The organism is Paraburkholderia piptadeniae (assembly GCF_900007165.1).
Taxonomy (GTDB): domain Bacteria; phylum Pseudomonadota; class Gammaproteobacteria; order Burkholderiales; family Burkholderiaceae; genus Paraburkholderia; species Paraburkholderia piptadeniae.
Genome location: NZ_CYGY02000007.1, coordinates 48,573 through 63,592, shown reverse-complemented (window position 1 = coordinate 63,592; position 15,020 = coordinate 48,573). Strand labels below are relative to the sequence as shown.

8 protein-coding genes and 1 pseudogene are annotated in these 15,020 nt (G+C 61.4%); 6 read left to right on the top strand and 3 right to left on the bottom strand.

Annotated features, from left to right (window positions below):
- Positions 1 to 5: 5 nt before the first annotated feature.
- Positions 6 to 3,605 (top strand): hybrid sensor histidine kinase/response regulator, encoded by a 3,600-nt coding sequence (locus tag BN2476_RS49445; protein WP_328590269.1) that lies wholly within the window; start codon positions 6 to 8, stop codon positions 3,603 to 3,605.
- Positions 3,606 to 3,614: 9 nt separating this feature from the next.
- Entirely contained in the window at positions 3,615 to 5,747 is a 2,133-nt protein-coding gene (locus BN2476_RS02195; RefSeq protein ID WP_087732525.1) for a response regulator, read from the top strand.
- Here the strand turns inward: BN2476_RS02195 and BN2476_RS47920 are convergent.
- Positions 5,674 to 5,922, bottom strand: a pseudogene (locus BN2476_RS47920) (DDE-type integrase/transposase/recombinase); the annotation flags it as partial. The gene BN2476_RS02195 and the pseudogene BN2476_RS47920 sit on opposite strands and share 74 nt — an antisense overlap.
- 141 nt (positions 5,923 to 6,063) lie before the next feature.
- On the opposite strand from BN2476_RS47920, the gene BN2476_RS02185 reads away from it, so the two are divergent.
- The gene (locus tag BN2476_RS02185; protein ID WP_087732524.1) at positions 6,064 to 7,236 is read left to right on the top strand and encodes a 4-hydroxybenzoate 3-monooxygenase; all 1,173 of its coding nucleotides are present in this window, start codon (positions 6,064 to 6,066) and stop codon (positions 7,234 to 7,236) included.
- Positions 7,237 to 7,249: 13 nt separating this feature from the next.
- On the opposite strand, the gene BN2476_RS02180 is transcribed toward BN2476_RS02185, so the two are convergent.
- On the bottom strand, positions 7,250 to 8,143 hold the full coding sequence (locus BN2476_RS02180) for a helix-turn-helix domain-containing protein (protein WP_087732523.1): 894 nt from the start codon (positions 8,141 to 8,143) through the stop codon (positions 7,250 to 7,252).
- 277 nt (positions 8,144 to 8,420) lie between these two features.
- Here BN2476_RS02180 and BN2476_RS02175 point away from each other — a divergent pair, with 277 nt between their 5' ends.
- Positions 8,421 to 9,785 (top strand): MFS transporter, encoded by a 1,365-nt coding sequence (locus BN2476_RS02175; RefSeq protein WP_087732522.1) that lies wholly within the window; start codon positions 8,421 to 8,423, stop codon positions 9,783 to 9,785.
- 474 nt (positions 9,786 to 10,259) lie between these two features.
- Positions 10,260 to 13,061 (top strand): benzoate 1,2-dioxygenase electron transfer component BenC, encoded by a 2,802-nt coding sequence (gene benC / locus BN2476_RS02170; protein ID WP_087732521.1) that lies wholly within the window; start codon positions 10,260 to 10,262, stop codon positions 13,059 to 13,061.
- A 26-nt stretch (positions 13,062 to 13,087) separates the two neighbouring features.
- Here benC and BN2476_RS02165 read toward each other — a convergent pair whose 3' ends face one another.
- Positions 13,088 to 14,020 carry a helix-turn-helix domain-containing protein gene (locus BN2476_RS02165; protein WP_087732520.1) on the bottom strand — a complete coding sequence of 311 codons (933 nt, stop codon included), beginning with the start codon at positions 14,018 to 14,020 and terminating at the stop codon, positions 13,088 to 13,090.
- 124 nt (positions 14,021 to 14,144) lie between these two features.
- Between BN2476_RS02165 and BN2476_RS02160 the strand changes: the two genes are divergently transcribed.
- A complete protein-coding gene (locus BN2476_RS02160) occupies positions 14,145 to 14,990 on the top strand; it encodes an SDR family NAD(P)-dependent oxidoreductase (protein WP_087732519.1) in 846 nt (281 codons plus the stop codon).
- Positions 14,991 to 15,020: the final 30 nt, after the last annotated feature.

Sequence of the window (15,020 nt, the reverse complement as noted above, 5' to 3'; positions counted from 1 at the left end):
CGCGCGTGGCGCGCGAAGTGGGCACGGAAGGCAAGCTCGGCGGGCAGGCAGACGTACAGGGTGTCGCCGGTACGTGGAAGGATCTCACCGACAACGTCAACTTCATGGCGGGCAATCTCACAAGTCAGGTGCGCAATATCGCTGATGTGACGAAGGCCGTGGCAGCGGGTGACCTGTCGAAGAAAATTACCGTCGACGTCGAGGGCGAAATGCTCGAACTGAAGAACACCATCAATACGATGGTGGATCAGTTGCGATCGTTCGCATCCGAAGTGACACGGGTTGCGCACGAGGTCGGCACGGGAGGCAAACTCGGTGGGCAGGCCTATGTGCAGGGCGTCGCGGGCACGTGGAAGGATCTGACCGACAACGTGAACCTCATGGCGGGCAACCTGACGAGCCAGGTGCGCGGCATCGCGAAGGTGGTGACGGCCGTCGCGAACGGCGACCTCGAGCGCAAGCTGACGGTGGAAGCGAAAGGCGAAATCGCGGCGCTCGCGGACACGATCAACAGCATGACGGATACGCTCGCGACGTTCGCCGATCAGGTGACGACCGTGGCGCGCGAGGTCGGTGTCGAGGGCAAGCTCGGCGGCCAGGCGAAGGTGCCGGGCGCATCGGGGACGTGGAAGGGGCTGACGGAAAACGTCAACCAGCTTGCGGCGAATCTCACGACGCAGGTGCGGGCCATCGACGAAGTCGCGACGGCCGTCACGCAGGGCGACCTCACGCGGTCGATCACCGTCGAGGCATTGGGTGAGGTCGCGGCCCTGAAGGACACGATCAACGAGATGATCCGTAACCTGAAGGATACGACGCAGGTCAATGCCGAACAGGACTGGCTCAAGACGAACCTCGCGAAGTTCAGCCGCATGCTGCCGGGGCAGAAGGATCTGGTCGCTGTCGGTCAGTTGATCCTGTCTGAGCTTGCGCCCGTGGTCGGCGTGCAGCAAGCCGGGTTCTTCGTGCTGGATTCGGCCGATGATGCCGCGTCGCTGCGGCTGATAGCGAGCTATGCATCGAGCGGCCGTCTGTCGCACGGCAAACGCGTGCAGTTGGGCGAAGGACTCGTCGGTCAATGCGCAGTGGAGCGCAGCAAGATCCTGCTGGAGCTAATGGCCAGCGATACGATCCGCACTGCATCCGGGCTGGTCAGCATCGTGCCGCACAATGTTCTGGTACTGCCGATTGTGTTTGAGGGGCAGGTGAAAGGCGTAATCGAGCTTGCTTCGTCCGAGCGCTTCAATCCGACTCATCTTGCGTTCCTCGATCAGTTGATGGAAAGCATCGGCCTTGTCATCAATACGATCCAGGCCAGCACCCGGACGGAAGTTCTCCTCACGCAGTCGCAATCGCTTGCGCATGAACTGCAGAGCCGGCAGGAGGAATCACAGCAGACTAATCAGGAGTTGCAGCAAAAGGCACGCCTTCTCGCGCACCAGAATCAGGAAGTCGAGCGCAAGAATGCAGAAGTCGAGCAGGCACGCCAGGCACTCGAGGAAAAGGCGAAGCAGCTGGCATTGACGTCGAAGTACAAGTCGGAATTTCTCGCCAACATGTCCCACGAGTTGCGCACGCCGCTCAACAGCCTGCTCATTCTCTCCGATCAGCTGTGCAAGAATCCCGAAGGCAACCTGTCGGCGAAACAGATCGACTTCTCGCGCACAATTCACTCGTCGGGCAACGAACTGCTAACACTGATCAACGACATTCTCGACCTTTCAAAGATCGAGTCGGGTACGGTCGTGATGGATTTTGCCGAACATCGCCTGGCCGACCTGAAATCTTATCTGGAGCGCACGTTCCGCCACGTCGCCGAGTCACGCAACGTCGATTTCGTCATCCATCTCGGCAAACGCCTGCCTGTGTCGATCCGCACCGACATCAAGCGCTTGCAGCAGATCCTCAGGAACCTGTTGTCGAATGCGTTCAAGTTCACGCATCGAGGACATGTCACGCTGTCGATCGAAGAAACGTTCGGTGGTTGGGCCGCTGACAACGAGGCACTGAATCGCGCGGCGCAGGTGATCGCGTTCTCAGTGTCCGATACGGGCATCGGCATTTCGGCCGTCAAGCAGAAGATCGTCTTCGAGGCATTCCAGCAGGCCGATGGCAGCACGAGCCGCAAGTACGGCGGCACGGGTCTTGGCCTTGCAATCAGCCGCGAATTGTCAAAACTGCTGGGTGGCGAAATGCGGCTCGTCAGCTCGCCGAACAAGGGTAGTACTTTCACGCTCTATCTGCCGTTGTCGGGCGAGATGGGCCGCGTTGCGAGGAAGACGGCTTCTGTTTCCGGCGACGATGCCGCGGCCGCACTCAGCAGCGACGCCGTCAGTGAGGCCGGAGCGCTTGCGGCACACGAGGCCATCGATACCGTCGTCAGCGACCCGCACGATCTCGCTGGCACGCCTGACGACGACCGGTTCAACATCATGACCGGGGACCGCGTGCTGCTGATCGTCGAGAACGACCTCGCGTCTGCGCATTTCCTGCTGGATGTGGCGAGAGAGCGGGGGTTCAAGGGGCTCGTCACCCCGCTGGGCGCGCCCGCGCTAACGCTCGCCGATCGGTTCAGGCCCAATATCATCGCGCTCGATCTGTTTCTCCCGGATATGGACGGCTGGTGTGTTCTGGGCCACCTCAAGAACGATATGGCCACGCGTCACGTTCCCGTCTGCGTGATCTCGACGGACGAGTCGCGTGCGCACGCGCTCCAAGCCGGCGCGTTCGCCTTTCTTGCCAAGCCGATCCAGTCGCGTGAGATTCTGGACAATGCATTGGGCACGCTGGCTCGTTATGCCGATGCCACACCGCGCAAGCTCCTCGTCGCGCTGCCCGATTCACCCGAGCGGGAACGGTTTGTCGCGCTTGTCTCAAGCGAGAAGATCGCGCCGGTCTTTGCAGCGACATGTGAACAACTGATGGGTGCACTGACCGATGAGGATCTTTGCGCTGTCGTGACGGGCGCAGGACTGTTCGAAACGGCCATCGACCATATGAAAGCAGCTTTCGCGATCCGCGAGCTTTTCGCGCCTCTGCCGCTCATCGTGTTTGCCCCCGATAAAGCGGCCGGCCCATGGGCCTGCGATATGAAATGCTTCACTGCTTTCGTCGCTGCCGATATGAGCCGCCTGCTCGATATAACCGTGGCGTCGCTGCACCTCGACCGGAAATGGCTGCCCGATCAGGCACGCGACATCATCAACTGTCTGCATGACTCCAGCGCGGATCTTGACGGGCGCAAGGCGCTGATCGTGGATGACGATCAGCGCAACGTCTTCGCGCTCGCGCGTGTGCTCGAGGACATTGGGATGCGCCATGTCTGGGTAGACAACGGAAGCGACGCGGTCCGGCTCGTGGAAGCGGACCCTGAAATCGACATTGTCCTGATGGACATCATGATGCCGGAAATGGATGGTCTCGCCACCACGAGCAAAATCCGCGAGCGCCCGGTCGGGCGCACGCTGCCAATCATCGCAGTGACCGCGAAAGCCATGAAGGGAGATCGCGAACGTTGCATCGAAGCGGGCGCGTGGGACTATCTGTCGAAACCCGTCAAACGCGAAGATCTGCTTGCGGTGCTTCACGCGTGGCTGCGCCGCTAGGAGAAAGCTATGGACAACGCCGCAGCCATCTCGCGGCAGCCTGTCAACATCCTCGTGGTGGATGATTTGCCGCAGCAGCACGTGGTCATGCGCACCATCCTCGAGGAACTCGGCGAGAACGTGATTGCCGTCGGATCGGGCCCCGAAGCGTTGAAGACGGTGCTTGAGCGAACCTTTGCGGTTATTCTGCTCGACGTGAAGATGCCGGGCATGGATGGTCTCGAAACAGCGTCGCTGTTGCGCGCGTATCGACGCACGGCCAGAACGCCCATCATCTTCGTGACCGCCTATGTCGACGAGTCGGAGATGACGCGGGCCTATTCGCTCGGCGCAGTCGACTATATTTCAGCGCCCGTCGTCCCGGAAATTCTGCGCTCGAAAGTCAAGGTCTTCGTGGAAATGCACCGCATGCATCAGGAACTTCTCGTGCACGCGGAAGAACGCGAGGCGTTCGTGCGAGCCGAGACGGGCAGGGCTGCGGCCGAGCGGGCGCGGCAATGCGCCGATTTTCTGGCGGCCGCGAGCCATGTGCTGACCCGGTCGCTGGATATCGACACCACGATGCAGCACATCGCCGAACTGGCATCCAGCGAACTTGCCGACATGGCCTTCGTTGCAGTCAAGGGCATCGGCGAGTTTGCCGCTGACGTTACCGTGAGGTCCGCAAGACGGAACGAGCCAAACGCGCCGGATTTTGCCGCATTTCAGTCCCGTACGCTTTCGCCCGTCTTTCCCGGCGTGAACCGCTTTGTGCATCGATTGCTGTACGAAGATAGTCCGGATATCGAACCCTCCGTGGATGAGAGCGTCAGTGAAGGCGTTGGAGAAGAATCCGTTGTCGAAGATGTTCGGCAAGTGAGTGCATATCCGCTGCTGACCGGCAGCCAGAGGGGCGCGATTGTTCTCTGTTCGTCGGATGGAGCCGTGCCGGCCGAGCAGGTGACGTTGATCCAGGAGTTCGTCAGCCGTGCTGCCATCGCGCTCGAGAATGCGTTGCTATTCTCCGCGCTCCGTGATGGCGACAGACGCAAGAACGAATTTCTCGCGATGCTCGCACATGAATTGCGCAATCCACTCGCACCCATCGCCAACGCGGCCGCAGTGTTGCGCAGCGCAAAGCCGGGAGATGCAGAAGTACTGCATTGGGCGAGTGAGATTGTTGGCACGCAGGTTGAACACATGGCGCGCATTGTCGAAGACCTTCTCGACGCTTCCCGAATCGCGAGGGGGACGGTCACGCTGCGCAAGGCGCCTGTGCCGCTTTCCATCGTGATTGGTCGGGCGGTCGAGACCAGTCGCCCGCACCTCATCCGCCGTTCGCAGACGTTGATCTGCGACGAGGAGGCTGTCAACGTAGTCGTGGATGGCGATGTCGTCCGGCTCGCGCAGATCGTCGCGAATCTGCTCAACAATTCATCGAAGTTCACGCCGAAAGGCGGCCATATCTCGCTGTCCACGCGCTTTGCCGATGGCGTCGCGTCGATTACCGTCGCCGACGATGGCCTGGGCATCGACGCGGCGTTTCTGCCGCACGCGTTCGATCTCTTTGCGCAAGCGGACGCCTCATTGCACCGGTCATTGGGGGGACTCGGTATCGGTCTGACGCTCGTCAGGCATTTGACGGAACTGCACGGCGGGTCCGTCGAGTGCAAAAGCGATGGTCCCGGCAAAGGTTCGGAGTTCACCGTTCGGCTACCGGCTACCATGGCCGAGCGCACCGCGCCCGCGCTTGCCCCTGTCGTGCACCTTAACCGGAAAGCGGCGACGCGTGTTCTCGTGGTCGATGATCTCGTTGCTTCCGCGGAAAGCCTGGAAGCGCTCCTGGCGATACATGGATACGTCGTCAACTGCGCGATAGACGGTGAATCTGCCTTACGCGCGGCCGCGGACATGAGACCGGATGTGGTTGTGCTCGACATCGGCCTCCCGGACATGACGGGCTACGAGCTCGCGAGACGTCTGCGGCAGGAAAGTGCTTGCCCAGGAGCCCTGATGATTGCGCTAAGTGGCTATGGCCAGGAAGAGAACGTACGGCGGGCCATGGAGGCAGGCGTCGATCATTATCTCGTCAAACCCGCGGACCCTTCGTCGCTGCTCGACCTGTTGGCGGCGCGGGACTATGACGGCATGGCCGCCACTTAGTCATCCTGGCTCTGGTGCAAATTTCAGCGGCGCGCGAAAAGATGGTGCCTGAGATCACGATGGTCGCGTTGCGGAATCGTTTGAAACCGGGCATCACGTTCACCTGCGATCTGATGTGACGATGATCCTGTTCGATCACGTTGTTCAGGTACTTTGAGGATCGCAGCGTCGTGTCTCGATTGAAGGAAGACCCTCGCCACCCATTATCGCGAATCAAGATATCGCTTATTCGAGATATTGTGTTGCTCGATAAAAGGCTGGCCGGCACACTTTGATCCAAATCAAACACGCATTCACCCATTCAGGAGACACACACATGCGTACCCAAGTCGGCATCGTCGGCGCTGGTCCTGCTGGACTGCTTCTCTCTCATCTTCTCCATTTGCAGGGCATCGACTCCGTCGTGCTCGAGTCGCGCAGCCGCGAGCAGATCGAATCGACGATACGCGCAGGCGTGCTCGAACAGGGCACGATGGATCTGCTCACGGAAACAGGCGTCGGCGAGCGCATGAAAGCGGAGGGCGCGCTACATCATGGCTTCGAACTCGCTTTCGAAGGCAAGCGCCGCCGCGTCGATCTCACGGACCTGACGGGCAAGTCGATTACCGTCTACGCGCAGCACGAAATCATCAAGGATCTGGTTGCGGCGCGCGTAGCCGCGAATGCCGCACTGCATTTCGAAGTGTCGGATGTATCGCTGCACGATATCGAAAGCGGCACGCCGAGCATTCGTTATCGGCATCAAGGCGAAGCACGCGAACTGCAATGCGACTTCATCATCGGATGCGACGGCTCGCAGGGCATTTCGCGCAATGCCATTCCCGAAGCGCTGCGCCGCGATTATCAGCGTGTGTATCCGTTCGGCTGGTTCGGCATTCTCGTCGAAGCGCCGCCATCGGCAGATGAATTGATCTATGCGCGCCACGAACGAGGCTTCGCACTGGTCAGCACGCGGTCGCCGAACGTGCAGCGCATGTACTTTCAATGCGATCCGAAAGACACCGTCGACAACTGGTCCGACGACCGCATCTGGGCCGAAATGCACGCACGTGTCGATTCAGACGATGGACACAAGGTGGTGGAAGGCAAGATCTTCCAGAAGAACATCGTCGGCATGCGCAGTTTCGTATCGACGACGATGCAGCACGGCCGCCTGTTTCTTGCCGGCGACGCCGCGCACATCGTGCCGCCGACGGGCGCAAAGGGCCTGAATCTGGCAGTCTCCGACGTGCGTGTTCTATCGGACGCACTGTGCGCGTTCTATCAGGAAGACCGCTCGGATCTGCTCGACAGCTATAGCGAAACGGCGCTCAAGCGCATCTGGCGCGCGGAGCATTTCTCGTACTGGATGACGCGCATGATGCACCGTCTCGACGATGCATCGCCATTCGAGCAGCAATTGCAAGTCGCGGAACTCGAACATGTGACGACGTCACGCAGCGCGGCGATTTCGATGGCGGAGAACTATGTGGGCGCCGTCGCGGTATAAGCGGTACGTGCGTTCAGCTCAATGACAGATCGGTGTGCGCCGCGGCCTGGAATTCCTTGGGCGTCGCGCCCGTCTGCTTGCGGAAATAGCGGCTGAAATACGCCGCATCTTCGAAGCCAAGCGCGTGCGCGATCTGTTTGATCGTCAAACCTGAATAGACCAGATCGCGCTGTGCCTCGCGTATCAGATATTCGTTGACGAGCGACATCGGCGAATGGCCGAGTTCGTCTCGGCAAATACGGCTCAATTGCGCGGCCGTGATGCCAAGTTTTTCGGCATAGAACTCGACGGGCCGATGCTCGCGGAAATGCGCGGCGACCAGTTCGCGAAAACGCCTGACCTGACCGCTGCGGCGATCGGCGACAGCGCCCGTCGCCGGCATCGCCGCCGCATCGCCCAACCTTGCTACTTGCACGAAAAGTGCAATCATCAGCGACATGCCCGCCGCAATGTGACCGCGCGCATTGCCACGGTATTCCTGTTCGAGCAGCGTGAAGAGCGGCATCAGCGTGTCGTTGCCCGCTGACGTCTTCACGGGGATTACGGCGGGGCGCTGAATCACGGGCAGCAGCCCAGGCGATAGCGCTTTCGAAAGTGACTCCAGGGCGCGTTGCGCGGCAGTAATCACCAGCCCGTCGATTTCCGGCGAAAACACAAAACCATGCACGGTTTGAGCAGGCAGAACCACTACGCACGGCGGCGAGAACGTGTGCTTCTCGCTTTCGATCACGACATGCCCGCTGCCGCTGCGAATGTACAGAACCTGCAGCAGCGCGTCGTGCCGATGCGCGGCGATATGCCAGTCGTTCGGACGACTGCGCTCAGGAATCCACTCGAAATTGAATGCGTCGTACCAGGCCGGCCGCGCGGATTCGCCGTATAAATCATAGTTAGGGATTTTCCTCATGCGGTCTCCTGCTGACCTGTACGGATTGTCCTGCTATGCGTGCCGTTTGTCCAATGCCGTCGCGCACTGCGTGGCTATACTTTTTTCCATGAATCGAGCCGTCCAAGCCTGGGTTGATCGATAAATACATGGAGATTCGGATGACTAAGAAAAACGTCGTGCAGAAGAGCAAGATCATCCGGCGAGTCGATTTGAGAAGCGTCACTGCGCTGCGTTAGAACACACATACACAGCAGCACACGACAAAAGACACGGAGACATGGTAAGGAGACGCACAATGAATCACCCGAAACATACCGTCGATGTACAGCACTTCATCGACAGCCAACGCTTTTCGCCTTTTCAATGGACGATACTCGTCCTGTGCTTCCTGGTTGTCGCGGCCGATGGCTTCGACACTGCCGCAGTCGGTTTCATCGCGCCTTCACTGGTGCAGGACTGGGGCATCGCGCGCGCGGCGCTCGGACCTGTGATGAGTGCTGCGCTCGTCGGTCTCGGCATCGGCGCACTGGGCGCAGGGCCGATGGCCGATCGCGTGGGACGCAAGACGGTACTGGTTTTATCGGTGTTTTTCTTTGGGTTGTGGAGTTTCGCAGCGGCGCACGCGAGTTCGATTGAATCGCTCACCGTATTGCGCTTCATGACGGGGCTGGGTCTCGGTGCCGCGATGCCAAACGCGGTGACGTTGATGTCCGAATACGCGCCGGCGCGTATTCGTGCCGTTGCCGTGAATGCCATGTTCTGCGGTTTTTCGTGCGGTCTCGCGATTGGCGGAGTCGCATCGGCATGGCTGATACCGCACTTCGGCTGGCAAAGCGTGCTTGTAGCAGGCGGCGCAGGACCGATCGTGTTGACGCTGATGCTTATGTTGCTGTTGCCGGAGTCCGCGCAATTCATGGTGACGAGAAAGCGTGGCGACGCGCGCATCGCACGCGTTCTTTCGCGCATCGCACGCGACGCAAGCCTCACCGAAGCGCGGTTCATCACGGCGGAAGCAGCGTCGGAAAACCGTTCTTCGGCATTGCGCGTGGTTCTGTCGCCGCGCTTGCGCTTCGGCACGCTGATGCTGTGGCTCGCGTATTTCATGGGCCTGTTGATCTACTATCTGCTCACCAACTGGCTGCCGACGCTCTTCAAGGACACTGGCTTCTCTGGCGAGAGCGCTGCGCTGATGACGTCGCTGTTTCCGCTGGGCGGCGTGCTCGGCAATCTGAGTGTCGGCTGGCTGATGGATCGCTTCAAGGCCAATCGTGTAATCGCGTGCACGTATGTCGTATCGGCTGTACTGGTGATGCTCGTCGGGCAGGGCGTTGGCCACCGGTTGTGGCTTGGCACGATGATCTTCCTGACGGGGACGATGGTGACCTCGGCTGTGACGTCGATGTCCGCCCTTGCCGCGAGCTTTTACCCGACTCAGGGACGCGCGACGGGTGTGGCCTGGATGCTGGGCGTTGGGCGCATCGGTGGTGTCGCGGGTGCGCTGGTCGGCGCGGCGTTGATGGAATTGGGCTGGCCGTTCGGCTCGGTGTTCAGTTTGCTAGCCGTTCCCGCCTTGATTTCGGCGTTTGGTGTTTATGCCGTCGCAAAGCATCCGCGAGGATTGGAAACAGAAGAGGCGAAATTGGCGCCTGCCATTGAATGATGAGCTTTCCGTCTGCGACGGTTCTGCTCGTCGCAGACGGTCAAACCGGTTCGGCGAATCCGCCCTACCTATGTTGTCGTGGCTCACGTTGGCGTCGCGCCATCGATCGGCGCACCTTCGAAATGCATCACGCTGTGACGTAGCCCGACTCGGCCGCGAGGCACGCACAGCGAACAGAGCAGTGGCGATCAATCCGCTCCGAAGCGCGGCGGATTCAATGTGGTCAATGTGTACTTTATGGACGCGCAAGGCGGGTGAGGTCCAGATTGCTACGGTCATCCGGCATTCATCACAATGCACGTTTTGTCCGGGTTAACGTCGTCTCTGTCCATTGAGGGGAATGCGGCTCAGGCTCTAAATTGGCGTCATTAAACCCACCGGGCGCTTGCGAGTAACACAGTTACTTCGCGCGCCATCCAGCCCGGGCATACCGCTAGCGGAGCGGTACGTTCGGGCGGCTCTAGAGGAGACGCCATGGCCCATCAGATAACCCTCCGTTTTGAGGACGGAGTGACCCGTTTCATCGAGTGCGAGGAGGGCGAGCGCGTCACCGATGCCGCCATTCGCGCCAAGATCAATATTCCACTCGATTGCCGTGATGGTGTGTGTGGCACCTGCAAGGCGGTCTGCGAGTCCGGCGAGTACGTTCTGGGCGACTGCGTGGAAGATGCGCTTAGCCCGGAGGAGGCGAGCGCCCGCAAGGTTCTCACCTGCCAGATGAGCCCACGTTCCGACTGCGTGATCCAGATCGCCACGAACTCCGATGTCTCGGGTACCGGCCCGTCGTCCCACAGCGGACGGATCGTCGCCTGCCAACGAGCGTCGGACAGCACGATCGTCTTCTCGGTCGAGCTCGAGAACCGCGCAGATCTCAGCTTCCTTCCTGGGCAGTATGTCAACATCCGGGTGCCCGGCACCGATCAGACACGGTCCTACTCCTTCAGCTCGGGGCCGTCCGAGCCGCACTTGTCCTTCCTTGTGCGCAATGTGCGTCAAGGGGCGATGTCGACCTGGCTCTGCGAAACCGCCAAAGCAGGAGACCCAATCGAGTTTCGCGGCCCGATGGGCAGCTTCTACCTGCGCCCCATCGAGCGCCCGGTGCTGTTTCTCGCGGGTGGCACGGGCCTCGCGCCGTTCCTCTCGATGCTGGACAAGATCGTCGAGGACGGCGGCAGTCAGTATCCGATCCACATGATCCTGGGCGTGAACAACGATGAGGATCTGGTTGGCATCGACCGGCTCGAAACCTATGCGCAGCGCCTGCCGAACTTCACCTATGCCTGCACCGTCTCCAGCCCCGACAGTGCCCATCCCAACAAGGGCTATGTCACCCACCACATCATCGCCTCCCAGCTCAACGATGGCGATGCGGATGTCTACCTCTGCGGCCCGCCGCCGATGGTTGATGCGGTGCGCGATTTTCTCTCGTCCGAAGGGCTGACGCCGCGCAACTTCTATTTTGAAAAGTTCGCCGGCACTGGCCTGGTGGTTCAGACCGGCGAGGAGCACATCGCTCCTGTTGATGTCGATGAGGCCTTCGACCTGCGCATGGCTCTCGAACTGGGGGCGGCTCAGCTGACCATGGGCCGGCTGTCGAGCGAGCAGTTAATCATCTTCCGCCAGCTCGCCGAGGCGACGGCGCAGTTCGTGTCCGGGCGGCGCTTTACCGATGTTGCACGCTACATCGAGGCAAATCACGCCTTCCACATATTCACGATCGAGGCTTCCGGGAACGCCCAGCTGATCGCGCTCTACCGGCAACTGGCCGTGCAGGACTACATCGCTCGCGCGCTGACCGACCAGATCGAGATCGTCGGCGATATCGTCCAGCAGCACCGGGACATTGTCGCCGCCTTCGAACTGGGCGACCTGAACAAGGCGCGAGACGTGATTGCGCTCCATGCGCTCCATTCCAAGGCCACGATGAGCCGGGCGCTGGAACGTATGGCGATGGGCAAAACGGCACCCATGGCGGCACCCGTGGCCGCAGCGCCCTCCTCTCTCCCGTCTGCTGTGCCGCAGAGCGCGCCGCAGATCTGCCCATTCACGGCCAAGACCCTTCCGCTCTATTCGCACGAACTGGACTGGCCCGAGGGGCTGGAGCCGTTCAAGGTGGTCGATGACGGCTCGCAAGGCGACCCTTACGAGCACTACCGCTGGATGCGGGAGCACGCGCCGGTGCTGCGTTGCCAGTCGGCGACTTCGGACGTGTGGTTCCTGTCGCGTTATGACGATGTCTACCAGGCGATCCGCAACCCTAAGCTGTTTTCCTCCGAGGTCGTCAGCCCGCCACCGCTGACGTTCCTGACGCTGTTCGATGCGCCCGACCATTCGCGCTTACGCAAGGTCGTCCAGCCGTCCTTCCTGCCGCTGGCGCTCGATCCCTTTATCGATCAGATCGCGCAAAGGGCGGAAGACCTCCTCGACGCGATGATTGCCAAAGGCGGCGGTGATGTCGTCAACGATTTCGCCATCCCGCTCAGCATCTCGACCATCTCCACGATGATCGACGTGCCGAACGAGGATGAGGAGAAGATGAAATTCTGGTCGGACGAGACCTTCAGCTACTTCGGGCGCCTCGCTCGCAATGCGCCTGGGACGGGCACCGACGAGCAGAGCGCGCAGGCCTTCTTCGCTTACCTGAAGGAAGCGATGGAGCGGCTCGCTCTCACGGACAGCCAGTCGATCGGCGGGCATATCGCGCGCATGTGGAAGGACGGGCTGCTTTCGGAAAAGGAAGCGAAGGAGCTCTGCGCCTTCGTCTTCATCGCCGGGCATGACACGACGACCATCCTTGTCGCCAACGCTTTTCGCATGTTCGCCGAACAGCCGGATCTGCTGGGACGTATCCGCGAAAACCCCGCCGACGCTGACCGTTTCGTCGAGGAGGTGGCGCGCTATCGTGGCACCGTCCAGCGCGTGAGCCGCATCACCACCGAGGCGACCACTGTCGCGGGCGTTGATCTGCCCAAGGGCGCGGTGGTGCGATTGCTGCTGTCGGCCGCGAACCGCGACAGCCGCAAGTTTGCCGAGGGCGAGACGTTCGACATCGACCGCGATTCCAGCGGCCATCTGGGTTTCGGCAACGGCATGCACAAATGCCTTGGCGCGCCGCTCGCCAAGCTGGAGACGCTGATCGCGACGAAGGCCCTGGCCCGCAAGGTCGGCGATATTGCGCTCGATCCGGCAAGGCCGATCCAGTATGTGCGCGGCAACAATCTGACCAACTCCGGGCCTGAGCGCCTGTTCGTGAAACTGGGTGGGTTATCGGCCTGAACCGGATGAGGGGGGGCGAGGTCGAGTCAGCCCGTTCCTCCCTTTGCGGGTGGCAAGGATCGATCGTGGGCCGCAGAGCGGTATTCGGTTGGCCGGAGTCCCGTCTGCTTGCGGAAGAAGCGACCGAAATAGGCCTCGTCCTGAAAGCCCAGTTCACTGGCGATCTGCTTCACGCTGAGCGTCGAATAGCCGAGCAGCCGCTTGGCCTCGTGGATCGAGCGTGCGTCGATTGCCTCGATTGCCGAGACCCCGAAGGTGGCGCGGCAGATGCGGGAGAGCTGGCCGGTCGTTACGCCCATCTCGTCGGCATAGCTGGCGACCGGCCGCCGCTCGCGGCAATGGCGGTCGAGCAGGGCGCGGAATCGCTCGATCCGCGCGGCCATTGTCCGCTGCTCGGAACTGGCTGAAAGCCGGGCGCTCTCGCTGAGGCGCCCGATCTTGACGAACAGGGTGATCGTCAGTGCTGCGCCTGCGGTGAACTGCCAGCGCTCATGGCTCTCCGCCTCGTGCCCGATCGACTCAAACAGGGTGTCCAGAGGAGTGCCGCGCTCGACGTCGGGGTCGATCGACAGCACCGTCGGCGTGCGGATGAATTCCAGCAGCTCGGGCGCGGCCGTCATCGCCAGCGATTCCAGCGCAGACTGCGCGGCGGTGATGACGTGACCGTCGATGTCGCTCCGGAAGTGAAAGCCATGGACCGAGCGCGCGGGCACGACGATCAGGCATGGCGCTTCGACTGCCCAGGTCTTGCCGTCGATGAAGGTCTCGCCGCCCCCGGCGGTGACGTAGAGCACCTGGATCAGCGCATCGTGGACGTGCGGCTTGATGTCGAAGTCGAAACGGCCGGCACGCAGGGGAATGCGTTCGTAATGGACCATGTCGACCCAGGATTGGTCGGCTTCCGCGCCATAGAGCGCGAAATGCAGAACGGTCCGGCGGCGCTGTTGGTCATGGGCCATGATGCACGTTATGTCCTGTCATATGTGAGCTCTGTCCATTGTTCCATAGGCGCTTGAGGCGTTCAATGGCGATGCAGATTTCAGAAAGCGTAATCGCGTGGAAAATATTAGGAAGGTGAACTACATGGGACAGGAACTCGAAAATCGCGCAGCTGCCTCGACCCCCTACGGGCTGAACCTGGGCGGCAAGGTCTGCGTGGTCACGGGCGCGGGTAGCGGCATTGGTGAGGGCATCGCGCGCGCTTTCGCCGATGTCGGAGCGCATGTGGCGCTCGTGGATCGGAATCTTGCCGGCGCTGAAGCTGTCGCCGCCGAACTTCGGAAGGCCGGTGCGATGGCGCAGGCGATCGGCTGCGACGTGTCGGACGAAGCCTCGGTTGCCGCAGCTGCCGCCGAGGTTCGCGCAGCGCTCGGGCCCGCCAGCGTGCTCGTCAACAATGCAGGGCTTCTGCGCGCCGGACCTCTCGAGACGGTCTCGATCGAGGACTGGAACCAGGCCATCGCCGTGAACCTGACCGGCTATCTTCTGTGTGCTCGAGCCTTTGGGCGCGACATGCTGGCGGCGGGCAAGGGCAGTATCGTCCACGTTGCCTCGATTGCGGCGCTCAATCCGCAGACCAATAGCGGTTCCTATAGCCCGAGCAAGGCGGGCGTGCTGCTGCTTTCGCGGCAGTTGGCGGCGGAATGGGGCCCACGCGGGGTGCGCAGCAACTGCGTGCTGCCCGGCATGATCCGCACCGCGCTGTCCGCGAAGTTCTACGAGGAGCCCGGCTTCGAGGCTCGCCGTGCCGCCGCGACCGCGAGCCGCCGCATCGGCGAGCCGGAGGACCTCGCCGGCCCGGCCCTCTTCCTCGCCTCTGATCTGGCTGCCTACGTCAATGGCGCGGAGGTGCTCGTCGACGGCGGGCTCGATTGCATGCTGATGGACATGGTCCCGCGCCCCGGTTTCAACGCCACCCCGGCCGCGTGAACACCGTCACACCATAACGACAAGGAGACT